This window comes from Mucilaginibacter sp. P2_A5 (assembly GCF_056404995.1).
The window spans coordinates 120,316-145,914 of record NZ_JBFUCY010000015.1 but is presented as its reverse complement, the minus strand read 5'-3'; the positions used below and the strand labels follow the sequence as shown (position 1 = coordinate 145,914).

Genomic DNA, 25,599 nt, shown 5'->3' with positions numbered 1-25,599 from the left:
GTCCCCAATTTAGCGCAAGTCTTGCGTAAAGGGCAGCGGGCAGATGACTTGTGATCGATTATGTGTCAGTGACTTTTTTATAAACAAGTCACAAGTCATCCGCGCACCGGGCGACCGCTCAACACTTGCGCTAAAAGGGTTAAAATAAGGAATTGACAGGTTGCTCCATCCGAGCAAAACATTTGTAGCACAGGGCTATTAAACAAAAAAAACGACCAAAATTGATCTTTTTTTTGTTAGAAATATAATGAATTGATTAGCTCGCTTCGCACGGGGGATTGATAGAGGCAAGAAACGAGAACGCAGCCGCTTCCAATACAGACGAAATAGGGCCGGTTATCATTCCATATAATGCGCCTGCCGCGTCTGCCACAATGATAACCTGGTTGCAACCGCTCGGGGCGGCTACATTATTTACCTTTAAACTATTGGTTGTTTGCGATGGGCTATTCCAATAGCTGTATGATGAGTTGTAAACAACAGCAAAAGCATCTGCAAATTTTCTGTCTTTTTCGGTGAAACTGGTGGTTTTTAACTGATTTACGGCAGCCAATATTTTTTCACCGTCGACGCCCGATTTTGTTTGCCTATGAATATCCTCCAGCGCAGATGCTAATTTTTCACTTATATCATTCCTTCCCTTCAGTGTTTCGATAATAGAAGTTAGTTTATCTAAACCGTCCATTTTATTCCAGGAATGGATAGTGTTAGCGTTTTTTGAAGCGTCAAGCGTTTTTAAAGATCGCCTGATCTCAATTTCGTTAAATATTCCCGGATTTTCTTTAACTAACGAAGTGATCAGTTTTTCTCTTACTTCATTAAAAGTTGGTTTAACTGCCAAACCAGCAGCATTAATTTTAAGGGTTGATTGTTGTTGCGAAAGAAGATCAAGGGCTTTGTTGTGCCACGCGCCAATGTCTTCAATTTTTAAACCCTGCGTTGCCTGCGAGCCTGCAGATGGATCTGCCGCGTTCTTTTTACAGGATATCCAGATTGTCGCTGAAAGTAATAGTAATGCCAAAGAAAGGATAATTTTTTTCATTTTTTTTCAGGTTTAGAATGTATTAATAATATATAACCAACGCCAGTATAACATTGGCCTCTGCTCAAATATACTTAAATTATTGATTAATAATATTAAGTAATAATTTAAGTATATTAATTATCCTATTAAACATACTTTATATGTCAATATATATAACTATGTTTTAAATGATGTTTTTTAAATATAATCATAAGTTTACTTGTCATTTTGTAAAGTTTACTTATATTGCGTAATAATTAAAAACTTATGAATAATTTTACATTATTTCCTCAACAGTCTTACAAGGCTAAAATTGCGGGTATTATACTATCAGCAACCGCGCTGATACTGATGATCCTGGAGAACATTAGCCCGTTTATTATTATAAAAAGCCTGAATGTTGCACAGCATTTGCAATTATCTCTCTTATTGACACTATTCGGTTTGTTCATAATTGCTTTTAGCAAAGAAAAAATTGATGATGACCGTGTTAAAGTGATAAGAGGCAAGGTGTTTCAATTTGGGTTTGGGATTGTGATATCCCTGCTCATCGCCTTAAGTTTTGTAGGCATAGTTAATTCAAACGTGATTTTAAGCTTATCAACCGATTTGCCCCTGATCATTTTGATAGGTCTTTCACTTTATTTATTATTATTCAATATCGGCCTATACTTTGACCCATTGTGGATTAGAAGTAATCAAACTGTTGTTGTTAATATAAGACGTAACAAAATATTTTTTATCGTCTATATAATCATCTTGTTGCTTGTAGTAGGGTATTTGCTTTTTAACTGATACACGCAATGAAAAATACGATTAAGGTTGAACGGGCTAAGGTTAATATAACACAAGATGAACTGGCTAAGATATTGAACGTTTCCCGCCAGACAGTGTATTCAATAGAAAAAAACGTTTACATCCCATCTACGGTTATTGCTTTAAAAATCGCGCATTTTTTTAATGTAAAAGTGGAGGATATTTTTACGTTGGAAACGTCTGATTAAGCTATTTTGATTCCGCTGCCGGTGCACACGTGCCGGGCGTCCCACATGCAAATCACGATGCTATTGTAAAACGCAAAAACTGACATTTACCCAAATTTCGCGTTAGGGGGTGCAGCGGATACCCGCCCCGCGCCTAAGGCCGTGTGCGCGTATGAGCGAAAAACCCGGCCCGCAGGAAACGCCCTGAAAAGAGTCAAGAGATGAGAATCAAGAATTAAGACAGCTGCGATTAGTAGCAAGTAGTTAGTATCAAGTAGTAAGACAGAAAGCCGCTTTTAAGAAAAAAATGCCATCTTTTAGATTTGTTTAAATAATTGATAATGAGATACAAAGGTGTTCCACTGCCTATTTTAGCAAAACCTTAACTAATTGACAATGAACGATGAAGGTGTTCCACCCGTTCCATGCGTTTCACCCGTTCCGGTGGAACGGTGTGGCGGGGATGGTGGGGCCGGAAACAAAAAGCCTCCCGGAGTTTTGGGCTTCGGGAGGCTTTGATATTTTGGGTTACCGATGTGCTACGTTCTGCATAGTTCGCGATTGCTTCGTGCCTCGCAATGACATGGTGAGATTGGCATGGCGGCCAGGCCTTTGCCCGCGCGCTTCGACAGGCTCAGCATGACACCGGCCCTTTTCACCTTTCACCTTTCACCTTTCACCTTTCACCTTTCACCTTTCACCTTTCACCTTTCACCTTTCACCTTTCACCTTTCACCTTTCACCTTTCACCTTTCACCTACACCAAATACTCAAACAACGTTTGGTCCTTATTCAGCTCGATAACGTCGAAACGGTGGGCGGCCATGCGGTTGAGCAGGGCGGGGTAGTCGCTGGCGGTTTTTAGTTCGATGCCTACCAGGGCGGGGCCGTTTTCCTTTTCGGTTTTTTTGATGAACTCGAAACGGGTAATATCATCATGAGGGCCTAAAACGTTGTTCACAAACAGCTTCAAGGCTCCCGGGCGTTGCGGGAAACGAACAATGAAGTAGTGCTTCAAACCTTCGTACAGGAGGGATTTTTCTTTGATCTCCTGCATACGGGCAATATCGTTGTTGCCGCCGCTGATAACGCAAACTACTTTTTTGCCTTTTATTTTATCCTTGCAGGCGTCCAGCACGGCTACAGATAGGGCACCGGCTGGTTCCACCACAATGGCGTCTTCATTGTATAGCTTGAGTATGGTGGTGCACACTTTGCCTTCGGGTACCAGCAACATATCGTCTAACACTTGCTGGCAAAGGTTGTAGGTGAGCTTGCCTACGCATTTTACAGCGGCGCCATCAACAAAGCGGTTAATCTCTTTTAAGGTAGTCGGGCCTCCGTGTTCAAAGGCTTCCAGCATAGATGGGGCGCCTTCGGGCTCCACCCCTGCCAGGTAAATGCCCGGCACATGTTGCTTAAGGTAGGTGCCTGTGCCGGCCGCTAAGCCGCCACCGCCTATGGGCATAATGATGGCTTCGATACCGGGCAGATCCTGCAGTATCTCTACCCCTACTGTTCCCTGGCCTTCAATGATGCGGTAATTATCAAAAGGCGGGATAAAAGTCATCTGGTGGGCTTCGGTGTATATCAAAGCCTCGCGCAGGCAATCGTCAAAGGTATCGCCGGTTAAAATGATCTCGATATTGCCCTTGCCATGCATTTCGGTTTGGGTAACTTTTTGCTTGGGGGTAATTTCGGGCATAAAAATTACGCCTTTGGTGCCCAGGCGGCTGCAGCTAAAGGCTACGCCCTGCGCATGGTTGCCCGCGCTGGCGCAAACTACGCCGCGGTCAAGCTCGTCCTGCGTTAGCTGGCTTATCATGTTGTAAGCGCCGCGCAGTTTGTAGGAGCGTACTATTTGAAGGTCTTCGCGTTTTAAATATAGTTCGCACTCGTATTTGGCCGATAAGCCGGCGTTATACTCCAGTGGAGTGCGTTTAACAACCCCTTTCAATCGTTCGTAAGCCGAATCGAAATCGAGCAGGTTTTTGGTTTCGGTTTCCATTATTAATTTTTTACCAGCCTGTGGGCCATTAAGCCCTGCAGGTCTTCGTCATTTATATCAAGCTTGACATCGGCAAGCGTTAAAAACTTGTTGTATACCTGGGCAAGTTCCTCTTTATCCAAACTAAAGCCAAGGCGTTCCAGGTGGAACTTCAGAGCATGCCTGCCGCTACGCGCGGTTAGCACTATTGTGGCGCTCGGAAAGCCTACATCTTCAGGGCGAATGATCTCGTAATTTTCGCGCATTTTCAGGAATCCATCCTGGTGAATGCCCGAGCTGTGCGCAAACGCATTGCTGCCTACAATAGCCTTATTGGGCTGTACCGGCATGCGCATTTGCGTACGGATCATCTGGCTTAGTTCATAAAACCGTTTAGAATCGATATTGGTTTTCAAGCCCAAAACCTGGTGCACTTTCAATATCATGACCACTTCTTCGATAGAAGTATTGCCCGCGCGTTCGCCAATGCCGTTGATGGTGCCTTCTATCTGGCGGGCACCGTTTTGCAGGCCGGCTATGGAGTTGGCGGTAGCCAAACCAAGGTCGTTATGGCAATGTACCGAGATAATGGCTTTATCGATATTTTTAACGTTTTCCTTCAAAAATTTGATCTTGGCGCCATACTGATCGGGCAGGCAATAGCCATTGGTATCGGGGATGTTTACCACGGTAGCACCGGCAGCAATAACAGCCTCAACCATTTGGGCCAGGTACACCACATCGGCACGGCCGGCATCCTCGGCGTAAAACTCAATATCTTCTACCGCGCGTTTGGCATATTTTACGGCTTCAACGGCACGCTCCAATATCTCCTCGCGGGTGCTGTTGAATTTATGCTTGATGTGCATATCCGACGAGCCGATACCGGTATGGATACGCGGATGTTTGGCATATTTTAACGATTCGATAGCGGCATCAATATCGCCCTTGTTGGCACGGGTAAGCGCGCAAACCGTAGGGTTGGTTACTGCCTTCGAAATCTCGACAACACTCTGAAAATCTCCCGGACTTGAAACCGGGAAACCGGCCTCAATAATATCCACGCCCAGTAGTTCCAGTTCTTTAGCTATCTCAATCTTTTCGGGAGTGGTTAACTGGCAGCCTGGTACCTGCTCGCCATCGCGAAGCGTGGTATCAAAAACATAAACGCGGTTGGGATCGTGTAACATATCTTTCTTTTTAGTAGTAAGTAGTTATTGTTAGTACATAGTAGCAAGTATCAAGATTTTTTGCTCCGTGTGCCTATATAACTACCTCTTCGTGTGTTTAATTAATCTATAAATATCGTTAATTCAAGGATCAATTAAAAGTCTTGATACTTGATACTAACTACTTGCTACTCTTTGATAGCGACAAAACGAAGCCGTTTATAATCGGCGTACCATTGGCCGCCTTCGTTATAGTATGGTTCCAGTTTTTTGGTGATCTCAGCCAGGATCTCTTCTTTTTCTTCTTCTGCTATGCCTTCTAAAAACTGAGCACCAAACATGGTTACCCATTTGGCTACGCCCTGGTCGCCGTCTTGTAATGGCGTTTTACGGTCGTAATGGGCGGTGAAGGTTACACGGAAACCGTGGTTTTCGAGCAACCTGGCGTATTCGGCAGTCGACGGGAAAAACCAAACTTTGGTTTCGGCCTGGTCATGATAGTCATGATTTTGCAGTACCAACCGGATAGCTTCCAACAATTTGGCAACGTTGCCTTTGCCGCCCATTTCGGCCACAAAGCGGCCGCCGGGCTTTAGGGCCTCGTAAATGCTTTTTATGGCACCATTGGCATCCAATACCCAGTGCAGGGCAGCGTTGCTGAATACGGCATCATACTTTTGTTCAGTATAAAAATCGGCGGCATTCTCTACCGCGAAATCTACATCCGGGAACAGGTTTTTAGCCTGCGCTATCATATCAGGCGAATTGTCGGTACCTTTTACTATCGCGCCTTTATCCTGTATCTGTTTGGTTAGGTGGCCGGTGCCACAACCAATATCCAGGATATGTTCGCCGGGTTTAACATCCAGCAAAGCCAAAACATCCTCCCCGTATTGAAATACAAAGGCATGTTTCTGGTCGTATAAATCAGCGTTCCACTTCATATTATTAGTCATTATGCTTCGCGTCATTAGTCATTTCGCTTCGCTGTCATTGGGTCATTTCGCTTCACCGTCATTGGGTCATTTGCTTCGCCGTCATCGGGTCATTTGCTTCGCCGTCATCGGGTCATTTGCTTCGCCGTCATCGGGTCATTTGCTTCGCCGTCATCGGGTCATTTGCTTCGCCGTCATTGGGTCATTAAGTCATTGACTGATTAGTTTTTTACCTTTCGCCTTTAACCTTTTGCGTTTAACCTAAATACTCCAGCACTTTTTGCCCCATTGCTTTGGTGCCTAAAATTTTGCTCTTATCGGTTTTTGCATCGGCAATATCGCCGGTGCGGTAGCCTTCTTTCAGCGTTTTATCGATGGCCGATGTGATTAGTTTAGCTTCGTCTTTAAGGCCGAAGCTGATTTCTAACATCAAAGCTACGGATAATATAGATGCCAGTGGGTTAGCCTTATCCATCCCCGCAATATCATGTGCCGAGCCGTGGATAGGCTCAAAAAAGCCGGTACCATCACCAATTGATGCCGATGCCAGCATGCCCATTGAGCCTGCAATTTGCGATGCTTCATCAGTTAAAATATCACCAAAAAGGTTGGCGGTTAATACCACATCAAACTTTTTAGGGTTTTTAACCAGTTGCATGGCGGCGTTATCAATAAACATGTGTTCGGTTTCCACCTCCGGATAGTTTTTGGCCATGTCCTGCACCACCTCGCGCCACAGGCGTGATGCCTCCAGTACGTTGGCTTTATCAACAGAGCATAATCTTTTACCGCGTACCATGGCAGCTTCGTATGCTTTTATGGCAATGCGCTCAACCTCGTAACGCGAATAGATCATCAGGTCGGAAGCTGTATTGCGGTCCTCGCTGCGTTTTTTCTCGCCGAAGTAAACGTCCCCAGTAAGTTCCCGGAAGAAAAGAATGTCGGTTCCTTTCAAAATTTCCGGTTTCAGGCTTGAAGCATCCAGCAGCTCATCAAATAACATGATGGGGCGCAGGTTGGCATACAAGCCGAGTTCTTTACGGATCTTTAATAATCCCTGCTCGGGGCGTACCTTGGCCGATGGATCATTATCATATTTTATGTGACCAATGGCGCCAAATAAAATGGCATCACTGGCTTTTGCTTTTGCTAAAGTTTCGTCGGGCAGTGGATTGCCTGTAGCCTCGATACCCGCGTGACCCATCAGGGCCTCGTCGAACGTAAACTCATGACCAAAATCCTGACCGATTTTCTCTAAAACTGCTTTACCCCAGGTGGTAACCTCGGGACCTATCCCGTCGCCGGGTATTACTAAAATGTGTTTCTGAATTCCCATAAAGCCCCCTAACCTCCGTTAGCTAACGGAGGAATATTTTTTATTTTATATAGTTTGCGGTTTCATTCCGCGTATTTCTTTCAGTTTCATTACCATCCGTTCGGCATCGGCGGCTACCCATTCGGTATACTCATCTATCGCTAACAAGCGCAGCTCGTCATCAATGTAGCCTTCCTCTACCATTTGTTTCGACATGGCTACTTTAGCCCAGATGCCTGCTTTGTTGGTAAAGTTTTCCTCGCCTTTCTGGTAAACCTCGTCGGCGTTAAACTCCGCGATGTTGGTAAAACCGGCTTCTTCAAAATATCCGGGCAGGTCTTCGGCTATGTGGTTGTTCATGCCGGCATCGCCGCGCCATCTTAAAAAGGTAGCATAAAACCGCAGCATGCTTGGCGGCGGTTGCGGCTGCCATTCCAATGCTTCGTGGTTGTAATCCAATATCGACACCATGCCACCCGGTTTTAAAAGCGAGTACATTTTCTTTAATGCCTCCACCGGGTTGTTTAGCCACTGTAACACCCTTGCCGCCACAATCAGGTCGAATTGCTCTTCCGGTTCGTAAGCAAACAGATCGGTATAAATCAGATCGAGGTTTTTAACATCCGCATAAGTTTCCTTTCCGCTTTGAATAAAGAACTCCGTATTATCAATGCCCGTAACATGACCGGTATCGCCAACTATGGCAGCTATATCTTTAGATATCGCCCCTGTACCACAACCCACGTCCAAAACCCGCAAACCAGGGGTAAGCGCAGACGCGAGCGTTGCATAGTCATTAGCCAAACTACGTTCGTCAAATAACTTCGCGGTGCCTTTGCCTTCTCTTTGGATTACTTTGTTCATTGGTTCACTGGTTCATTAGTCTTTTGCAGCTGGTAATGGTCATTTCGCTTTGCTGTCATTAGGTCATTAAGTCATTTTTTTCTGACCTTTCGCCCTTTACCTTTCAGCTTTTACCTCTCGCTCTCAAATTCGGCTATCAATTCCTTTTTGCTCAGGATGTAGTCGATATCATCGTAGCCGTTGGTCATGCAGGCTTTTTTGTAGGGGTTAACCTCAAAGGTTTCCTGCTCGCCGGTGGCTACAATTTTAATGAACTGGTCAACAAGGTCAATCTCAACCACGGCATGCTCATCAGCATAAACCGCATCAAAGATCTTCTTTAAAAACTCATCGCTCACCTGTACCGGCAGCAAGCCGTTATTAAGGGCGTTGCCTTTAAAAATATCGGCAAAAAAGCTGCTTACCACGGCATCAAAACCATAATCGGCAATGGCCCAGGCAGCATGCTCTCTGCTACTGCCGCAACCAAAGTTTTTGCCTGCAACCAGTATTTTACCGCTGTAGTTTGGGTTGTTGAGTACGAAATCCTGTTTAGGGTTATCGTCTCCGTCAAAACGCCAGTCGCGGAATAAGTTATTGCCAAAACCATCGCGGGTGGTGGCTTTCAAAAACCTTGCGGGGATGATCTGGTCTGTATCGATATTCTCGATAGGCAGAGGCACTACGCTGGTTTGTATATGTTTGAATATTTTGGTTGCCATGCTATTTTTTTTATGTCATTGCGAGGTACGAAGCAATCGCGAACTATGCATGGTCGCTTTGTATAGTTCGCGATTGCCACGCTACGCTCGCAATGACATTTATTTAAATTTCAATATTCGTATAATGTTCTACAGTAGGGAAAGGGTTATAAAAATGATGCAATAAACCTTTCCATTCCTGGTATTCTTTTGATTCTCTGAAGCCCACTGTATGATCGGTAAGTTTTTCCCATTCTACCAATAAAATGAACTGGCTTGTGTGCTCAATGCATCTTTTCAATTGATGGGAATGGTAACCGGTCATTTTTGATATGATGCCCTGTGCTTGTGAAAACGCTTTTAAAAAGTCATCCTCCTGCCCGGGTATCACATTTAGAATGGCAACTTCAAGTATCATTTAGTTTTATTTCGTCATTGCGAGGGACGAAGCAATCCCTGATTTGCAAATCCGCTCTGTATATTGGGGATTGCTTCGTTCCTCGCAATGACGTGTTAATTAACTTACCAATTCCTTTTCTTTCAGGAATGTTCTTATATCCGTAACCTTCCCCGTAATCGCACTTGCAGCCGCTGTTAAGGGGCTTGCCAGGAAAGTGCGGCTGTTTGGTCCCTGCCTGCCTTCAAAGTTGCGGTTGGAGGTAGATACGCAATATTTACCTGCGGGAATCTTATCCTCATTCATACCAAGGCATGCACTGCAGCCTGGTTCGCGAAGCGGGAAGCCTGCGGCATCAAAGATCTTGTCCAGTCCTTCGCGGATGGCTTGTTGCTGTACTTGTTTGGAGCCAGGGACTACCCATACCACTACGTTATCTGCCTTGTGTTTGCCTTTTACAAATTCGGCTACCTGGCGCAGGTCTTCTATGCGGGAGTTGGTGCAGCTGCCGATGAAAACATAATCAATAGGTTTACCTAATAATTGCTGATCATCATGCAGGCCCATGTAATCAAGGGCTTTTTTATATGATCCCTGTTCTTTTGCTTCGAACGAAGCGGTTTCGGGAACGTGTTGTGTAACGCCAATACCCATACCCGGATTTGTTCCGTACGTGATCATTGGCTCAATATCTTCGGCTTTAAAGGATAATACTTCATCAAAGGCTGCATCAGCATCTGAGTATAAAGTTTTCCAGTAAGCTACTGCTTTGTCCCACTCTTCGCCTTTAGGGGCAAATTCGCGGCCTTTTACATATTCAATGGTTGTATCATCAGGGGCTATCAATCCGCAGCGGGCACCCATTTCGATGCTCATGTTACATATGGTCATGCGGCCCTCCATACTTAATGCACGGATGGTGTCACCAGCATATTCCACGGCATAGCCTGTACCGCCGGCGGCAGAGATTTTGGAGATGATGTACAGGATAATATCCTTTGCGCCAACACCGTTTTGCAGCTTGCCGTTAACCTCAATCTTCATACGTTTTGGACGCGATTGCAGCAAACATTGGGTTGCCATCACCTGCTCAACCTGTGAGGTGCCTATACCAAACGCTATGGCACCAAAGGCGCCGTGTGTTGAAGTATGGCTATCGCCGCAAACATAAGTACCACCCGGGCGGGTGATCCCCAGCTCAGGCCCTATTACGTGTACGATACCCTGGAAAGGGTGACCTAAACCATAAAGCTCGATACCAAACTCTGCACAGTTTTTGGTGAGCATATCAACCTGGTAGCGCGAAAGTTCTTCTTTTATGGGGAGGTGCTGATTAATTGTAGGAACGTTATGATCAGCAGTGGCCACGGTTTGTTTTGGCCTGAAAACAGGTAAACCCCTTGCACGCAACCCATCAAATGCCTGCGGACTGGTTACCTCGTGAATGAAGTGTGTGTCGATATATAAGATATCAGGAAAACCCTCGTTGCTACTGACGACGTGTGCATCCCAAATCTTATCAAATAATGTTTGTCCCATTTTAGTATAGTATCAAGTAGTTAGTATCAAGTATCAAGTACTTAGCAGCAGTTAAGCGGCCAACTTGATTTTTGATACCGCATTGGTATTTATAACAAGTAGTTAGTACCAGCAGCAAGTCAAAAAAATCTTGATACTTGATACTAACTACTTGATACTTATCTTAAGCTTCTACAACCTGGTTTTCAGGGCGTAAGCTACGTACAGTTTTGCCGGCTTGCCATAATTCGCTTTCGCGTAATTCTTTCAATTCGGCATCAAGTTTTTCGCGGTAATCTTCTTTGCTGTTTGAATCGATAGATTTTTGTGACTCAACACCTGTTGCAACGCTTTTGTATAGGTCTTCAAATACTGGTTTAGTAGCATCACGGAATTTTTTCCACCAATCTAACGCACCACGTTGTGCTGTAGTTGAGCAATTGGCATACATCCAATCCATACCATTTTCTGCAACAAGAGGCATTAATGATTGAGTTAATTCTTCAACAGTTTCGTTGAAAGACTCAGATGGTGAGTGACCATTTGCACGTAATACTTCGTATTGTGCAGCAAAAATACCCTGGATACAACCCATTAGCGTACCACGCTCGCCGGTTAAATCACTGAATACTTCTTTTTTGAAGTTAGTTTCGAATAAGTAACCGCTACCAACAGCAATACCTAAAGCGATAACGCGCTCAAATGCCTTACCTGTTGCATCCTGGAAAATAGCGTAGCTTGAGTTTAAGCCACGGCCCTGCAGGAACATACGGCGTAATGAAGTACCGGAGCCTTTAGGGGCAACCAAAAATACGTCAACATCAGCAGGAGGAACAATACCAGTCTGCTCGTTAAAAGTAATACCAAACCCGTGCGAGAAGTATAACGCTTTACCCGGAGTAAGGTGTTTTTTAACAGTTGGCCATAAAGCTATTTGTGCAGCATCGCTCAATAAGTAGCAAATTACTGTTCCTCTTTGCAAAGCTTCTTCAATTTCAAAAAGGGTTTCGCCCGGTACAAAGCCATCGCTTACAGCTTTATCCCATGTTTTGGTGCCTTTACGCTGACCAACAATTACGTTGATACCATTGTCTTTTTGGTTTAACGCCTGACCCGGACCTTGAACGCCATAGCCAATTACTGCTACAACTTCGTCTTTAAGAACATCCTGAGCTTTTGATAAAGGGAACTCATCGCGGGTAACTACATTTTCTTCGGTACCGCCGAAATTTAATTTTGCCATTGTTTTATTGTTTGTTTTTTGGGATCACACCTGTTTTTGATGATCTCGCCGATTTTTATTTTATAATTAATTTAAGGTTATATACTCCAATTATACTTCATTGCTTCGAGGCCTGGCACTAGGCATGATTTGTTGTTATCACTTTCGGAAACAAATATTTTAACCGGGTCTCCGGCTTTCGTTTGGTTCAAAATTAAATAATCTGTTGTTGGAGACGCACCAAAAACTTTACCGCCAAACTCGTCCGGGAAATAATAGTTCACTAAAAAGTTTGGTTGCTGCCCTCTAAATGCAACTAATCCGCCATTTGATTCTATGGAAACAACATTCGCCTCTTTAATAATTCCTGTTTTATACAAATTGAATGTTTTTAATGCAGGTATCAGGCCAATTAATAAAAATGGGATACCTATCAGTAAAAATATAGCGGGCAAAATATAAAACAGGTGAAACGGAAAGCTAAAGGGTTCTAAACCTTTAATTGCAGATTGATTGTTATAGCTTAACACGTTTACGCTATCGCCAACCCGAAAGCTCTTTGTAATTTCTCTATCCAGCGTTTCAAATTTATCTGTGATCATTTGACCATTATCGTTATATTCATAACTAACAAGGTCAGGGTGCAGCCCATTTATAGTAACGTTTTCCAGTGGTACGATATCAATAATCTTGGCATCTTTCAGTATGCCTTTTTTTTGAATTGCGTCGAAATCATACTTTTCGTACGGCTCATTTAAACTTGAACTAAGAATTAGGATCGTAGGAAGCATCACAAATATCGACAAGGAAGTAAAAATGAGGCCTATTATCGCAAAAGGCCTTTTCGCCTTTAGCAAGTTATATAGAACACCCCAGCCAACTTGTCTTTTACTATCCATTAGTATTTTTGTGATTTAACCGATTTTTTTTGTGATTTCTAATTGATTTCTATTTTGCCTGAATCACAATTTCAGAATTTTCAAAATGCATCATGTAAATTTAATAATTCTGTGAATGCTAATTCAGACGGCTCTACATCGTAAATACTTTTTGTCCCTGGTTTAAATATTCGTTCTCAATAACGTCTTCGCCCGGTTCAAGGCGTTCAAACTCGCGCAATTTACGGTTAAATCCATCACTATCTTTAATAATTGCAACGCGTGCACTGCGTACAAATTCTATCAGGCCGTAAGGTTGCAAAATACTGATCAGATTATCCGTTTCCTCGCGGTGGCCTGTGGTTTCAAACACGGTATAATCCTTACGCAATACCACCACACGGGCACCGTTCTCGCGCAATAAACGCTCAACGCTCACCTTCTCGGCAATAACATCGGTTGATACTTTATATAACGCCATTTCCTGCCAAATAACATCTTCGTTGGTGTGATAATAGCATTTTAATACCTCAACCTGTTTTTCTATCTGGCGGGTAAGCTTGCGCACCACATCTTCCGATTCGTTGATCACGATATTAAAGCGGTGAATGCTCTCTATCTCCGATGGAGAGGTATTCAAACTATCAATATTGATTTTACGGCGGGTAAATATAATAGCTATCCGGTTTAACAAACCAATCTGGTTCTCGGTATAAACCGTGATGTTAAATTCCTGTTTTTCTGTATCCTGGGTCATGACTTTAATTTTTTAAAGTCCTCTCCTTTGGAGAGGATTTAGGTGAGGCTTCGTTTATTTTAACCTGATCTCGCTTACACTGCATCCTTGCGGTACCATCGGGAACACGTTGTTCTCTTTGGTAACCATTACTTCTAAAAGGAATGACCCTTTGTTGCTCAGCATTTCATTTAATGCCGATGGCAGATCTTTACGGTCATCAATACACTTGCCGGGGATGCGGTATGCTGCTGCCAGCGCCACAAAATCGGGGCTTTGGATATCAACGAATGAGTAACGGCGGGAGTTAAACAGTTCCTGCCATTGCCTTACCATGCCCAGGAAACGATTGTTCAGGATGATGATTTTTACATCGATACCGCTTTGCATTATAGTACCTAATTCCTGGCAGGTCATCTGGAAACCGCCATCGCCAATAATGGCAACAACTGTGCGGTGCTGCGCGCCAAATTTAGCACCGATTGCAGCCGGCAGGGCAAAGCCCATGGTACCTAAACCACCGCTGGTAACATTGCTGCGGGTTTTATTAAGTTTGGCATAACGGCAGGCCACCATCTGGTGTTGGCCTACATCGGTAACTATTACAGCTTCGCCTTTGGTTATTTCGTTAAGTTGCTTAATCACCTCGCCCATGGTCATTTCTGCCGATGTTGGGTTTAGTTCAGGTTCAATTACCTGCTCTACTTCCTGGCGGGTGTATTCATTGAATTTAGCAAGCCATTCGGTATGCTGTTTGGCCTCAACCAATGCAGTAAGCAAGGGCAGGGTTTCTTTACAATCGCCCCAAACAGGTACGGTTGATTTTACGTTTTTGTCTATCTCGGCCGGGTCGATATCCAAATGGATTACCTTAGCCTGTTTTGCATATTTATCAAGGCGGCCGGTTACACGGTCGTCAAACCGCATCCCGATAGCTATCAATACATCGCATTCATTGGTCAACACATTTGGACCATAGTTACCGTGCATCCCCAGCATACCCACATTTAGCGGATGATCTGTTGGGATAGCGCCTGCACCTAAAACAGTCCATGCTGCCGGAATCCCGCTTTTTTCAACAAAAGCTTTAAACTCCTGCTCGGCGCTGCCCAAAATTACGCCTTGTCCAAAAAGGATAAATGGTTTTTTCGCTTCGTTAATTAAAGCGGCAGCTTCCTGGATATACTGCGGGCGAACTATAGGTTTTGGCCTGTAGCTGCGGATATGGTCGCAGGGTGTATAACCTTTAAAGTTAAACAGCTGAATCTGCGCATTCTTTGTAATGTCGATCAATACTGGTCCGGGGCGGCCGCTTTTGGCAATATAAAAAGCCTTGGCAATCACTTCAGGGATCTCGTTGGCATCGGTTACCTGGTAGTTCCATTTGGTTACCGGGGTAGTAATATTGATCACATCGGTTTCCTGGAAAGCATCGGTACCTAAAAGATGCGCGAAAACCTGGCCGGTGATACATACCAACGGAGTGCTATCAATTTGCGCATCTGCCAAGCCTGTTACCAGGTTAGTTGCACCGGGACCGCTGGTAGCAAACACAACACCCACTTTGCCGGATGTGCGTGCGTAACCCTGCCCGGCGTGGATGCCGCCCTGCTCATGGCGGACCAGGATATGGTTCAGCTTATCATTGTAATCAAATAAAGCATCATAGATGGGCATAATTGCGCCACCCGGATAACCGAAGATGGTTTCAACACCTTCAACAATCAATGCCTCCAATAATGCTACCGATCCTGAAACTTCAACTACTGGTGCTTTCTCAGATTCTCCTGTGATTTCACCAATTTCCTGAATTATTGTTTGCGTCTCCATTTTTATCTTGATTTCACCGATGGTTTTGATTTCACCGGTTGTTTCTAATCTTTTGTCTTTAATCCTTGTTCCTTAATCCTCTTAAGGCATTTCATCTGTTACACAACCTTCTGCAGCTGTGCTTACCGTTTTGGCATATTTGTACAGTAACCCTCTTTTCGCTTTTAGCTCGGGCTGTACCCAGTTGACTCGGCGTGCGGCAATTTCTTCTTCGGATACCTTCAGCGTCATGGTGTTTGTTGTGGCATCAATCTCAATGGTGTCATTATCCTTAACAAAGGCAATCAAACCACCATCATAAGCCTCGGGTGTAATGTGGCCAACCACAAAACCATGCGTACCACCGCTAAAGCGGCCATCGGTAATTAACGCTACCGAAGCGCCTAAGCCTGCACCGAAAATGGCGCCTGTTGGTTTCAGCATTTCGGGCATTCCCGGTGCACCTTTAGGACCAATGTTGCGGATAACCACCACATCGCCGGCACGTACATGGCCGCTTGTTATTCCGTGGATCAGTTCAAACTCGCCGTCAAATACGCGGGCAGGGCCTTCAAAACGTTCGCCTTCTTTACCGCTGATCTTGGCAACGCTGCCACCTTCGGCAAGGTTTCCGTATAAGATCTGCAGGTGACCGGTGGCTTTTATAGGATTTTCTGCCGGGAATATGATCTTTTGGTTTTCAAACTCCATTTCAGGAACGTCTTCCAGGTTCTCGGCTATGGTTTTGCCTGTTACTGTTAAACAGCTGCCATCTATCCAGCCTAATTTTAACAGGTATTTCATTACCGCAGGTACACCGCCTACTTTGTGCAGGTCTTCCATCATGTATTTACCGCTTGGCTTCATATCGGCCAGTACCGGGATGCGGTTACTTACCGCCTGGAAATCATCCTGGGTAACTTTAACGCCAATGGCTTTTGCCATGGCTATCAGGTGCAGTACGGCGTTGGTTGAGCCGCCAAGAACCATGATGGTTACTATGGCGTTTTCAAATGCCGCACGGGTCATGATATCCGATGGTTTAATATCCTTCTCCAACAATACCCTTATCGCTTTACCGGCTGCAAGACATTCCGCTTTTTTCTCGGGGCTTAATGCCGGGTTCGAAGAGGAGTAAGGCAAGCTCATACCCAAAGCCTCAATTGCCGATGCCATGGTATTAGCAGTATAGATACCGCCGCATGCACCTGCGCTTGGGCAGGCATTTTTTACCACGCCCATAAAATCCTCGGGCGTGATGTTGCCGGCTATTTTTTGGCCTAAAGCTTCAAACGCCGATACAATGTTAAGGTCCTCACCTTTATAGTGACCAGGTTTTATAGTGCCGCCGTAAACCATAATCGACGGGCGGTTAAGCCTGCCCATGGCTATAACAGAGCCTGGCATGTTTTTATCACAGCCCGGAAGGGTAATCAATCCATCATAATATTGCGCTCCGCAAACCGCCTCAATTGAATCGGCAATTACATCGCGGCTTACCAGTGAGTAGCGCATGCCTTCGGTACCCATGCTCATGCCATCGCTTACACCAATGGTATGAAAAATAAGGCCTACCAAATCTTCGTCCCAGATGCCTTGTTTAACTATTTTGGCAAGGTCGTTTAAGTGCATGTTGCAGGTGTTACCATCGTAACCCATGCTGGCCACACCAACCTGTGCTTTTTTCATATCATCATCGGTTAAGCCAATGCCGTAAAGCATGGCCTGCGCAGCCGGTTGAGTAGGATCTTGCGTTAAATTCTTGCTATACTTATTCAATTCTATAGTCGCCGTGGTATCTGATGATGAACTCATTTTATTTTTTTAGTAGACTAACTTTATAAATTATTCTTGTTGTTGACCAGGTTTATTTGATTGCTTGAATCAATATACGTAAGGTAGATATAGCAGCAAGGAATAACAATAGTTAAGATTTATTTTTTAAAAAAGTATATTATATTGTCATTTTATTATTTAACAATATAAAATTACGTATTTATTTGTTTATTCGATACATAAATTTTAATAAAATAGACCAAAGTTCAAAACGGTATTCGGTATATAATTTATGCATGCATAGTAAGTTGCCGATTTTCTTCCTGAAATGCGGTTGGTGGCCGGAAAAGTTTGTTAAATGTGCAAATTTCAGATGTGTAGATATGCAGATGATAAATACTGCATTATTTTTTGAATTTGCCATTTGACATAAATATTCCTGCCTTTTTTACTCCCTATAATTCACTCTAAAAACAACCCTATTAAAAAAACGATCACAAAAAAACGTCCGGGTGCTATACCCGGACGTTTTTTCTGAAAAATAAGGGTATAGTTTATTTATGCAGAATTCCTTCGGCTAAAATAATGACCTTATTGTTTAATGCTTCAACTACGCCGCCTTTGATAAAAAACACTTCTTCTTTACCGGCGTTGCCCCCACGTACAATCAGCTTACCATCCTGTAAGGTTGATATGATAGGCGCGTGGTGGTTTAATATTTCAAATAATCCCAAGGTACCAGGTACGGTAACCGATGTGGCTTCGCCCTCGTAGATCTTTTTATCGGGAGTAAGAATTTCTAAAGTCATTTCTTTATAGTATCAAGTAGTTAGTATCAAGTATCAAGTATTTTGCAATTAGTATCAAATAGCAGTCTTGCTACTTGATACTAACTACTTGATACTAGTTATTGGCTTCAGCCAATAATTTCTTGCCTTTTTCAATGGCATCTTCAATGCTTCCAACTAAATTGAATGCACCTTCTGGGTACTCATCAACTTCGCCATCCATGATCATGTTGAAACCTTTGATGGTATCTTTAATGTCAACCAATACACCTTTTAAACCGGTGAACTGCTCGGCAACGTGGAATGGCTGAGAAAGGAAACGCTGAACACGACGGGCACGTGATACAACCAGTTTATCTTCTTCAGATAACTCGTCCATACCTAAGATGGCGATGATATCCTGAAGCTCTTTGTAACGTTGTAGGGTTTCTTTAACGCGTTGAGCGGTATTGTAATGTTCGTCGCCCAAAATAGCCGGGCTAAGGATACGTGATGTAGAATCCAAAGGATCCACAGCAGGGTAAATACCAAGCTCTGCAATTTTACGTGAAAGTACTGTAGTAGCATCTAAGTGGGCAAATGTTGTTGCCGGTGCAGGGTCGGTCAAGTCATCCGCAGGTACGTAAACGGCCTGTACAGATGTAATTGAACCACGTTTGGTTGAAGTAATACGCTCTTGCATGGTACCCATCTCAGTTGCCAGTGTTGGCTGGTAACCTACCGCAGATGGCATACGGCCCAATAACGCCGATACTTCAGAACCTGCTTGTGTAAAGCGGAAAATGTTGTCGATAAAGAAAAGGATATCTCGGCCTTTGCCATCCTCATCACCATCGCGGAAATACTCGGCAATAGTTAAGCCCGATAAAGCTACACGCGCACGTGCACCAGGAGGCTCGTTCATTTGACCGAACACGAAGGTTGCTTTTGAATCTTTCATCATTTCGGTATCTACTTTCGACAGATCCCATCCACCTTCTTCCATTGAATGCATAAATGCATCGCCATATTTTATAATGCCTGCTTCAAGCATCTCGCGCAAAAGGTCATTACCTTCACGTGTACGCTCGCCAACACCCGCAAATACAGATAAACCTGCATAAGCTTTCGCGATGTTGTTGATAAGCTCCTGGATTAATACTGTTTTACCTACACCGGCACCACCAAACAAACCAATTTTACCACCTTTTACATAAGGCTCCAGCAAATCGATTACTTTGATACCAGTAAACAACACTTCAGTTTCGGTAGATAGATCTTCGAAACGCGGAGGAGTATTGTGAATAGGGCGGCCATTGGTTTTGTCAAGATTTGGTATACCATCGATAGCATCGCCTACTACGTTAAATACACGGCCTTTAATGTTTTCGCCAATTGGCATTTTGATAGCCGATTCCAAATCCAAAACTTTCATGCCACGTAGCAATCCGTCTGTTGAATCCATCGCAATCGCGCGTACGCGATCTTCACCTAAATGCTGCTGAACTTCTAAAATGATTTTTTGGCCATTATCTTTCGTGATCTCTAACGCGTCATAAATTTTAGGGAGATGAGCGTCATCAGCGAAACTTACGTCAACTACCGGACCGATGATCCGTGATATTTTTCCAATGTTTGGCATATATAACCTGGTGTTTAAGAATTTTCCTTTTTAATAGTATCCTGCATGTAAAATATAAGATGCTATTTCAGAGGCGCAAAGTTATGATTTCTATCCAAATATTTAAATAGCAAAGGCAACATTTTTGCACGATAATTTATGTCGGCTTTAATTATAGTTACTGATCGCCAAAATCAAGCATTATTTTGCCAATATGCCCACTGCTTTCCATCAACTGGTGGGCTTTGGCTGCTTCGGAAGCAGGGAAAACCGAATTTATAACCGGCCTGATATCTCCCGATACCAACAGCGGCCAAATAACAGCTTTTAATTTGTGGGCGATAGCTCCTTTAAAATCCACATCCCGCGAGCGAAGCGCCGAGCCTGTGATGGTCAATCGCTTTCGCATCACCTGTGCCAAATCGATTTGAACGTTGTTGCCATTCATCGTATTAATAAGCACCAGCCGGCCCTCAACAGCCAGCGATTTAATATTGCCGGCTGTATAATCGCCCCCTATCATATCCAGTATCACATCAACGCCTTTGCCGGCAGTTATACCATTAATAACATCGGCAAAGTTTTCTATTTTATAGTTAATGGCTTTTGCGGCCCCCAAAGCTTCGCAAAAACGGCATTTATCTTCCGATCCGGCTGTTACATAAACAATATGCCCCAGGGCTTTGGCCATTTGAATAGCGGCCACCCCAATACCACTTGAGCCGCCATGAACCAGCAATGTTTCGCTGCCCTTTAAGCGGGCACGGTCAAACACGTTGCTCCAAACGGTAAAAAATGTTTCGGGCAACGAGGCTGCTTCTATAAATGAAAGATTTTCGGGTATCGGCAGGCATTGTTCTTCAGGGGCATTACAATATTCGGCATAACCGCCGCCTGTAACCAGGGCGCAAACTTTATCGCCAACCATCAGGTGAGTTACCGTTGCCCCAATGGCCACAACAATACCTGCAATTTCTAAGCCGGGTATATCCTGCGGCGCGCCGGCTGGCGGCGGGTAATTCCCTTTACGCTGAAAAACATCCGGCCGGTTAACGCCCGCGGCCGAAACCTTGATTAATACTTCGTTATCGGCATAAGCGGGTTGCGGCCTCTCGGCTATCTGCAAAACGGAAGGATCGCCGGGCCGGCTTATTATTACTGCTTTCATTTTATTGAAATGATGTATCCAAAGATAACTTTAATCAATGCAGGAATGTTTAATAAATAAATGGTGCAGGGAATCGCCTTTAAAAGTTTGTCTATTGGATCATGGGTAGCCTCTACGAGGCAAAATAGCTTTTTGTTTCTTGCTACTACTACAAACAGGTAGCCTCTACGAGGCAAAATACCATACTAATTAAAGGCGCTTGCCTCGTAGAGGCTACCTGTTTGTAGCAATATTTATCGGAAATCTCTTTTTTTGCCTCGTAGAGGCTACCTTATCAAATAGCGGTTGCATTCTAAAAAGCTTTAAACGAGATTTCCCCGATAAAGGGCCTTTAAACCCACACATAACCGTCATATTGTTGCAATTAGAAATAATTCGTGCGGTTGTTGTACCTTTTCATGCCGATAAAAAATTAAATTTGCACCCGCAAACAATCATTCTTTTGGACAGAAAACTGATAATAGGAACACGTGGCAGCGAATTGGCGCTGTGGCAGGCTAATTTTGTAAAAGACAGCCTTGCTGCCATCAATATTACCGCCGAACTAAAGATCATTAAAACACAGGGCGACCGTATCCTGAACCTTAGCTTTGATAAGCTGGAAGGTAAAGGTTTTTTCACCAAAGAATTAGAAGAAGAATTATTAGCTGGCACTATTGATCTTGCGGTACACTCGCACAAAGACCTGCCGACCGAAAACCCTCCGGGACTCATCATCGCAGCAGTTTCAGAACGGGAGGACCCATCTGAACTGTTGCTGATATTGAAGGATTGTGTGGATGTACGCCAGAAATTATCCGTTAAATACGGAGCCATTGTTGGCACATCATCCAACAGGCGCAAGGCCCAGTTACTGGCCTACCGCCCCGACCTGGAGATAGAAGACCTACGTGGCAACGTACCTACCCGCATTGGTAAACTACGCGATGAAAAGTATGATGCCATTATGCTGGCCAAGGCCGGTGTAAGCCGCTTAAACATCGATTTGAGCGAATTTCACGTGGAGGAACTAACCCCTGCCGAGCTGATCCCTGCACCTGCACAGGGCGCTTTGGCCATACAGATACGTGAAGCTGACCAGGAACTTTTTGAGGCCCTGCAAGCACTGCACCACCCGGATGTTGCCGAGGAACTGGCTGTTGAACGCACTGTACTTAAATTATTTGGCGGTGGTTGTCATCTCCCGTTAGGTTGCTATTGCCGCCGGGATGAAGGCATGTTCCAGGTGTTTACATCAAAAGCCAATGAGGGCGATGAATTTCCGGATCGTTTGTTTATAGAAGCGCCAACTACCGAGGGCCTTGCGCAAAAAATTGTTGCCAAATTTGCAAAAGACAGAAAATTCCCGCTGAAGGTTTTTATATCGAGGGAACTATCTGAACAAAGCTATTTCAAAAAATCGATGGAAAACCGGGGCATCCAGATAGAAGCCCGATCGCTTATCCGTACCGTACCGGTAATGACCAAGCTTGATCCATATATATTAAGGAACATCGACTGGGTATTTTTCAGCAGCAAAAACGCTGTGGAATATTTTTTCCAGCTAAACCCGCAATTCCCTAAAAAGGTAAAATTTGGGGTGATGGGGAGCGGCAGCGAAGAAATGTTGCGCCGCAAAGGCTACTTTACCAACTATGTTGGCGAAGGTACCGATACTGCCGAGGTAGCCGAAGAGTTTGCCAAACTGGCCAACGGCACCATTGTTTTGTTTCCCGGCGCCGAAAGCCCGATGAGAAGCATACAGCAAGGGCTATCTGCCGATACAAAAATCATCGACCTGCCGGTTTACGAAACCGTGCTGGAAGAAGAGGTGGAACCAAGCGGCGCAGATGTAATGGTGTTTACCAGCCCATCAAATGTGGAGGCTTATTTTGCCGATAATTTGCTCGATCCGTACCAGAAAGTGGTAGCGATAGGCAAATCAACCGGCAAAAAATTTGACGAAATGGGTGTAAAATACACACTCCCCTACTCGCCCGACGAAGTTGGCCTGGCAGAGGCAGTGTTTGGATTATAGTAGTTCATTGGTTCACTGGTTCATTAGTTCATTGGTATCGCTTTTATAAGCTTTGCAAATGGAAACGAATCAATAAACCAAGGGGCATAAAAATCTTGTAATTAATAAGCGGTAAGTTAGTTTATTCAGCTGCCATGGCGTTAAATCCGCCAGGAAACACCAATGAACTAATGAACCAGTGAACTAATGAACCAACATGTTACAAAGACCACGCAGAAACCGGAAAAGTGAAGTGATACGCCAGATGGTGCAGGAAACGCATGTTAGCGCGGCTAACCTGATTTTCCCGTTGTTTATTGTTGATGGTACATTTCAGAAAACTGAAGTATCATCTATGCCGGGTATTTACCGGTATTCTGTAGATAATTTATTGCGCGAAATTGAAAGCTGCCTTAAATTGGGTTTAAAATCTTTTGATCTTTTTCCTAATATCGATGAGGCTTTAAAAGATCCGATGGCCACTGAAAGTCATCGTGAAGAAAGTTTGTATCTAAGGGCAATCCGCGAGGTGAAGAAAAATTTTCCCGAAGCCTGTGTTATTACCGATGTAGCTATGGACCCCTACAGTAGTGACGGCCATGACGGCATTGTTAAAAACGGTGAGATATTGAACGACGAAACGCTGGACGTATTGGGCAAAATGGCCCTTGCCCATGCGCAATGTGGTGCCGATATTATTGCCCCATCAGATATGATGGACGGCCGCGTTGGATATATCAGGAATGTATTGGACCAAAATGGCTTTACCAACGTTTCTATTATGTCGTACTCGGCCAAGTATGCAAGTGCCTTTTATGGTCCGTTCAGGGATGCTTTAAATTCGGCACCCAAGTTTGGTGATAAAAAAACATACCAGATGAACCCGGCCAACCAGCGCGAGGCATTGATAGAGGCCAACTTAGACGAACTGGAAGGAGCCGACTTTTTAATGGTAAAACCGGCACTATCCTATTTAGATGTAATAAAACTGGTAAAAGACAATACCGAACTACCTGTTGCCGCCTACAATGTAAGCGGCGAATATGCCATGATAAAAGCCGCCGTACAACGCGGCTGGCTCAACGAGCAGCGCGCCATAACCGAGGTGCTTACCAGCATCCGCCGGGCAGGCGCCACCGCGATATTGACGTATCATGCTAAGGAGGTTTTGGAGAATAAATGGTTGTAGGAAAGCTAAAAGCATAAGGCCGAAAGCCTAAAGCTTTACAACAAGAATACAAAATAAGCCTTTAGTTTTCTGCTTTAAGCCTTGTGCTTTTTGCTTTAAGCTTTTCGCTTTAAGCTTATAAAAATGTTAGATTCAATAAAAAAGATGTTTTCGGGCGAGGCTAATGAGCCGGTTAATACTACGGGTAAACCAGACATTAGCAGGGAGAAAAGCGCCGAGTTGTATGCCAAGGCTAAAACTTACTTTCCGGGTGGGGTTAACTCGCCGGTAAGAGCTTTTAAATCGGTATATGGTACGCCCTTGTTTATTCAAAAAGGTGACGGCAGCCACATTTGGGATGCTGATGGCAACGAATTTATTGATTACTGCTGTTCATGGGGGCCGCTCATCCTTGGCCATAACAATACCAAAGTACGGGAAAAGGTTATCGAAGTAATGCAAAACGGCATGTCATTTGGCGCACCAACCGCTTTGGAAAACGAACTGGCTGAACTGATCCTGAAGAACAATAAATTTATTGAAAAACTGCGCTTTGTAAGCTCGGGTACCGAAGCGGTTATGTCGGCCATCAGATTGGCGCGTGGTTATACCAAACGCGATAAGATCCTGAAATTTGAAGGCTGCTACCATGGCCATACCGATGCCTTGCTGGTAAAAGCAGGTTCGGGCCTGGTTACCTTTGGCGAAACCTCCTCCGCAGGCGTACCAAAGGCCTTTGTTGATGAAACCATCGTGGTATCCCTGAACGATAGGGAAGCCCTTACCTTGGCTTTTAATGAATTTAAAGATCAGATTGCAGCCGTCATCATCGAACCTATACCGGCCAATAACGGTTTGCTGTTACAGGAAAAAGAATACCTGCAGTTTTTGCGCGACATATGTACCCAAAACGGCACATTGTTAATTTTTGACGAGGTGATCTCGGGTTTCCGGGTTGGTTTCGAAGGCGCGGCCGGTTACTACCAGGTTAAGCCGGATATTATTACTTATGGCAAAATCATTGGTGGCGGTTTGCCTGTTGGCTGTTACGGCGCATCTGCCGAAATTATGGGCAATGTATCGCCCGATGGCGGTGTTTACCAGGCCGGTACCCTCTCAGGCAACCCGGTGGCTATGGCCGCAGGTATTGCTCAGCTGACCGAACTATTGCGTATGGGCTTTTACCGCGACCTGAACAATAAAAGAGAAGAATTTACCGAGGCCATACAGCGTTTTGCTACAGCCCGTAACTATAAATTTAAGGTGTTTGGTATCGGATCGATATTCTGGTTTGCTTTTACAGATAAAGAGTATATTCGTAAAGCCGAAGATATTGATGCTGCAAGCATGGAAAAATTCAAAAAATTCCACCGCGAACTGATAAACCGGGGCATTTACCTGGGTCCATCAGGTTACGAAGTTGGCTTTATATCATCGGCCCATACCAAAATTGATTTAGAAAAAACCAAACGCGCTATTTTTGATAGTTTAGATTTGGTATTTAACGGCAAGTAAGTTGGCAGTTTTTAGTTGGCAGTTGGCATAAAAAAGAATAACTGATAACTGCCCACTGCAAACTGCAAATT

General features: G+C 44.2%; 22 protein-coding genes. 5 read left to right on the top strand and 17 right to left on the bottom strand.

Annotation, left to right across the window (positions count from 1 at the left end; all coding sequences use genetic code 11):
* Positions 1-256: 256 nt before the first annotated feature.
* The gene (locus AC1DXF_RS15005) at positions 257-1,042 is read right to left on the bottom strand and encodes a hypothetical protein (protein WP_477449534.1); all 786 of its coding nucleotides are present in this window, start codon (positions 1,040-1,042) and stop codon (positions 257-259) included.
* Between the two features lie 249 nt (positions 1,043-1,291).
* Here AC1DXF_RS15005 and AC1DXF_RS15000 point away from each other — a divergent pair, with 249 nt between their 5' ends.
* Positions 1,292-1,819, top strand: a complete 528-nt coding sequence (locus AC1DXF_RS15000) for a hypothetical protein (RefSeq protein ID WP_477449533.1) — start codon at positions 1,292-1,294, stop codon at positions 1,817-1,819.
* Positions 1,820-1,827: 8 nt separating this feature from the next.
* The gene (locus tag AC1DXF_RS14995) at positions 1,828-2,028 is read left to right on the top strand and encodes a helix-turn-helix transcriptional regulator (protein ID WP_477449532.1); all 201 of its coding nucleotides are present in this window, start codon (positions 1,828-1,830) and stop codon (positions 2,026-2,028) included.
* Between the two features lie 736 nt (positions 2,029-2,764).
* Here the strand turns inward: AC1DXF_RS14995 and ilvA are convergent.
* The 16 genes from ilvA to AC1DXF_RS14915 all read right to left on the bottom strand — a co-directional run bounded on the left by ilvA (position 2,765) and on the right by AC1DXF_RS14915 (position 20,849).
* Positions 2,765-4,015, bottom strand: coding sequence for a threonine ammonia-lyase IlvA (gene ilvA, locus AC1DXF_RS14990; protein WP_477449531.1), 1,251 nt, complete (start codon positions 4,013-4,015; stop codon positions 2,765-2,767).
* Between the two features lie 2 nt (positions 4,016-4,017).
* Positions 4,018-5,184, bottom strand: coding sequence for a 2-isopropylmalate synthase (locus AC1DXF_RS14985; protein ID WP_274211852.1), 1,167 nt, complete (start codon positions 5,182-5,184; stop codon positions 4,018-4,020).
* Between the two features lie 167 nt (positions 5,185-5,351).
* A complete protein-coding gene (locus AC1DXF_RS14980; protein ID WP_477449530.1) occupies positions 5,352-6,107 on the bottom strand; it encodes a class I SAM-dependent methyltransferase in 756 nt (251 codons plus the stop codon).
* A gap of 247 nt (positions 6,108-6,354) precedes the next feature.
* On the bottom strand, positions 6,355-7,428 hold the full coding sequence (gene leuB, locus AC1DXF_RS14975; protein ID WP_477449568.1) for a 3-isopropylmalate dehydrogenase: 1,074 nt from the start codon (positions 7,426-7,428) through the stop codon (positions 6,355-6,357).
* A 51-nt stretch (positions 7,429-7,479) separates the two neighbouring features.
* Positions 7,480-8,277, bottom strand: a complete 798-nt coding sequence (locus tag AC1DXF_RS14970) for a class I SAM-dependent methyltransferase (RefSeq protein WP_477449529.1) — start codon at positions 8,275-8,277, stop codon at positions 7,480-7,482.
* Between the two features lie 110 nt (positions 8,278-8,387).
* Positions 8,388-8,978, bottom strand: a complete 591-nt coding sequence (leuD, locus tag AC1DXF_RS14965) for a 3-isopropylmalate dehydratase small subunit (RefSeq protein WP_477449528.1) — start codon at positions 8,976-8,978, stop codon at positions 8,388-8,390.
* Between the two features lie 103 nt (positions 8,979-9,081).
* On the bottom strand, positions 9,082-9,375 hold the full coding sequence (locus AC1DXF_RS14960; protein ID WP_477449527.1) for an antibiotic biosynthesis monooxygenase family protein: 294 nt from the start codon (positions 9,373-9,375) through the stop codon (positions 9,082-9,084).
* 99 nt (positions 9,376-9,474) lie between these two features.
* Entirely contained in the window at positions 9,475-10,893 is a 1,419-nt protein-coding gene (gene leuC, locus AC1DXF_RS14955; RefSeq protein ID WP_477449526.1) for a 3-isopropylmalate dehydratase large subunit, read from the bottom strand.
* 163 nt (positions 10,894-11,056) lie between these two features.
* Positions 11,057-12,115 (bottom strand): ketol-acid reductoisomerase, encoded by a 1,059-nt coding sequence (ilvC, locus tag AC1DXF_RS14950; RefSeq protein WP_477449525.1) that lies wholly within the window; start codon positions 12,113-12,115, stop codon positions 11,057-11,059.
* A gap of 77 nt (positions 12,116-12,192) precedes the next feature.
* A complete protein-coding gene (locus AC1DXF_RS14945) occupies positions 12,193-12,993 on the bottom strand; it encodes a DUF3592 domain-containing protein (protein WP_477449524.1) in 801 nt (266 codons plus the stop codon).
* 133 nt (positions 12,994-13,126) lie between these two features.
* Positions 13,127-13,729: an acetolactate synthase small subunit gene (gene ilvN, locus AC1DXF_RS14940; RefSeq protein ID WP_477449523.1), complete on the bottom strand. Its 603-nt coding sequence runs from the start codon at positions 13,727-13,729 to the stop codon at positions 13,127-13,129.
* A gap of 54 nt (positions 13,730-13,783) precedes the next feature.
* Complete coding sequence (gene ilvB / locus AC1DXF_RS14935) at positions 13,784-15,538, bottom strand: biosynthetic-type acetolactate synthase large subunit (RefSeq protein WP_477449522.1); 1,755 nt, start codon at positions 15,536-15,538, stop codon at positions 13,784-13,786.
* An 81-nt stretch (positions 15,539-15,619) separates the two neighbouring features.
* The gene (gene ilvD, locus AC1DXF_RS14930) at positions 15,620-17,332 is read right to left on the bottom strand and encodes a dihydroxy-acid dehydratase (protein WP_477449521.1); all 1,713 of its coding nucleotides are present in this window, start codon (positions 17,330-17,332) and stop codon (positions 15,620-15,622) included.
* Between the two features lie 515 nt (positions 17,333-17,847).
* Complete coding sequence (gene atpC, locus AC1DXF_RS14925) at positions 17,848-18,102, bottom strand: ATP synthase F1 subunit epsilon (protein ID WP_477359000.1); 255 nt, start codon at positions 18,100-18,102, stop codon at positions 17,848-17,850.
* A gap of 94 nt (positions 18,103-18,196) precedes the next feature.
* Complete coding sequence (gene atpD / locus AC1DXF_RS14920) at positions 18,197-19,702, bottom strand: F0F1 ATP synthase subunit beta (RefSeq protein ID WP_477358997.1); 1,506 nt, start codon at positions 19,700-19,702, stop codon at positions 18,197-18,199.
* A 157-nt stretch (positions 19,703-19,859) separates the two neighbouring features.
* A complete protein-coding gene (locus AC1DXF_RS14915) occupies positions 19,860-20,849 on the bottom strand; it encodes an NAD(P)H-quinone oxidoreductase (RefSeq protein ID WP_477449520.1) in 990 nt (329 codons plus the stop codon).
* A gap of 442 nt (positions 20,850-21,291) precedes the next feature.
* On the opposite strand from AC1DXF_RS14915, the gene hemC reads away from it, so the two are divergent.
* From hemC to hemL, 3 genes are all read left to right on the top strand, one after another.
* Positions 21,292-22,866: a hydroxymethylbilane synthase gene (gene hemC, locus AC1DXF_RS14910; protein ID WP_477449567.1), complete on the top strand. Its 1,575-nt coding sequence runs from the start codon at positions 21,292-21,294 to the stop codon at positions 22,864-22,866.
* A 196-nt stretch (positions 22,867-23,062) separates the two neighbouring features.
* Positions 23,063-24,034 (top strand): porphobilinogen synthase, encoded by a 972-nt coding sequence (hemB, locus tag AC1DXF_RS14905; RefSeq protein ID WP_477449519.1) that lies wholly within the window; start codon positions 23,063-23,065, stop codon positions 24,032-24,034.
* A gap of 123 nt (positions 24,035-24,157) precedes the next feature.
* Positions 24,158-25,528, top strand: a complete 1,371-nt coding sequence (gene hemL / locus AC1DXF_RS14900; RefSeq protein ID WP_477449518.1) for a glutamate-1-semialdehyde 2,1-aminomutase — start codon at positions 24,158-24,160, stop codon at positions 25,526-25,528.
* The last annotated feature ends 71 nt before the right edge of the window (positions 25,529-25,599 follow it).

Coding starts and splice junctions, on each gene's coding strand:
- AC1DXF_RS14945 (WP_477449524.1), bottom strand. CDS start 12,993: ATGGATAGTAAAAGACAAGTTGGCTGGGGTGTTCTATATAACTTGCTA.
- ilvD (WP_477449521.1), bottom strand. CDS start 17,332: ATGAGTTCATCATCAGATACCACGGCGACTATAGAATTGAATAAGTAT.
- ilvN (WP_477449523.1), bottom strand. CDS start 13,729: ATGACCCAGGATACAGAAAAACAGGAATTTAACATCACGGTTTATACC.
- hemB (WP_477449519.1), top strand. CDS start 23,063: ATGTTACAAAGACCACGCAGAAACCGGAAAAGTGAAGTGATACGCCAG.
- ilvC (WP_477449525.1), bottom strand. CDS start 12,115: ATGGCAAAATTAAATTTCGGCGGTACCGAAGAAAATGTAGTTACCCGC.
- AC1DXF_RS15005 (WP_477449534.1), bottom strand. CDS start 1,042: ATGAAAAAAATTATCCTTTCTTTGGCATTACTATTACTTTCAGCGACA.
- AC1DXF_RS14995 (WP_477449532.1), top strand. CDS start 1,828: ATGAAAAATACGATTAAGGTTGAACGGGCTAAGGTTAATATAACACAA.
- leuC (WP_477449526.1), bottom strand. CDS start 10,893: ATGGGACAAACATTATTTGATAAGATTTGGGATGCACACGTCGTCAGT.
- ilvB (WP_477449522.1), bottom strand. CDS start 15,538: ATGGAGACGCAAACAATAATTCAGGAAATTGGTGAAATCACAGGAGAA.
- AC1DXF_RS14960 (WP_477449527.1), bottom strand. CDS start 9,375: ATGATACTTGAAGTTGCCATTCTAAATGTGATACCCGGGCAGGAGGAT.
- atpC (WP_477359000.1), bottom strand. CDS start 18,102: ATGACTTTAGAAATTCTTACTCCCGATAAAAAGATCTACGAGGGCGAA.
- AC1DXF_RS14970 (WP_477449529.1), bottom strand. CDS start 8,277: ATGAACAAAGTAATCCAAAGAGAAGGCAAAGGCACCGCGAAGTTATTT.
- atpD (WP_477358997.1), bottom strand. CDS start 19,702: ATGCCAAACATTGGAAAAATATCACGGATCATCGGTCCGGTAGTTGAC.
- AC1DXF_RS14915 (WP_477449520.1), bottom strand. CDS start 20,849: ATGAAAGCAGTAATAATAAGCCGGCCCGGCGATCCTTCCGTTTTGCAG.
- ilvA (WP_477449531.1), bottom strand. CDS start 4,015: ATGGAAACCGAAACCAAAAACCTGCTCGATTTCGATTCGGCTTACGAA.
- AC1DXF_RS15000 (WP_477449533.1), top strand. CDS start 1,292: ATGAATAATTTTACATTATTTCCTCAACAGTCTTACAAGGCTAAAATT.
- hemL (WP_477449518.1), top strand. CDS start 24,158: ATGTTAGATTCAATAAAAAAGATGTTTTCGGGCGAGGCTAATGAGCCG.
- leuD (WP_477449528.1), bottom strand. CDS start 8,978: ATGGCAACCAAAATATTCAAACATATACAAACCAGCGTAGTGCCTCTG.
- AC1DXF_RS14985 (WP_274211852.1), bottom strand. CDS start 5,184: ATGTTACACGATCCCAACCGCGTTTATGTTTTTGATACCACGCTTCGC.
- AC1DXF_RS14980 (WP_477449530.1), bottom strand. CDS start 6,107: ATGAAGTGGAACGCTGATTTATACGACCAGAAACATGCCTTTGTATTT.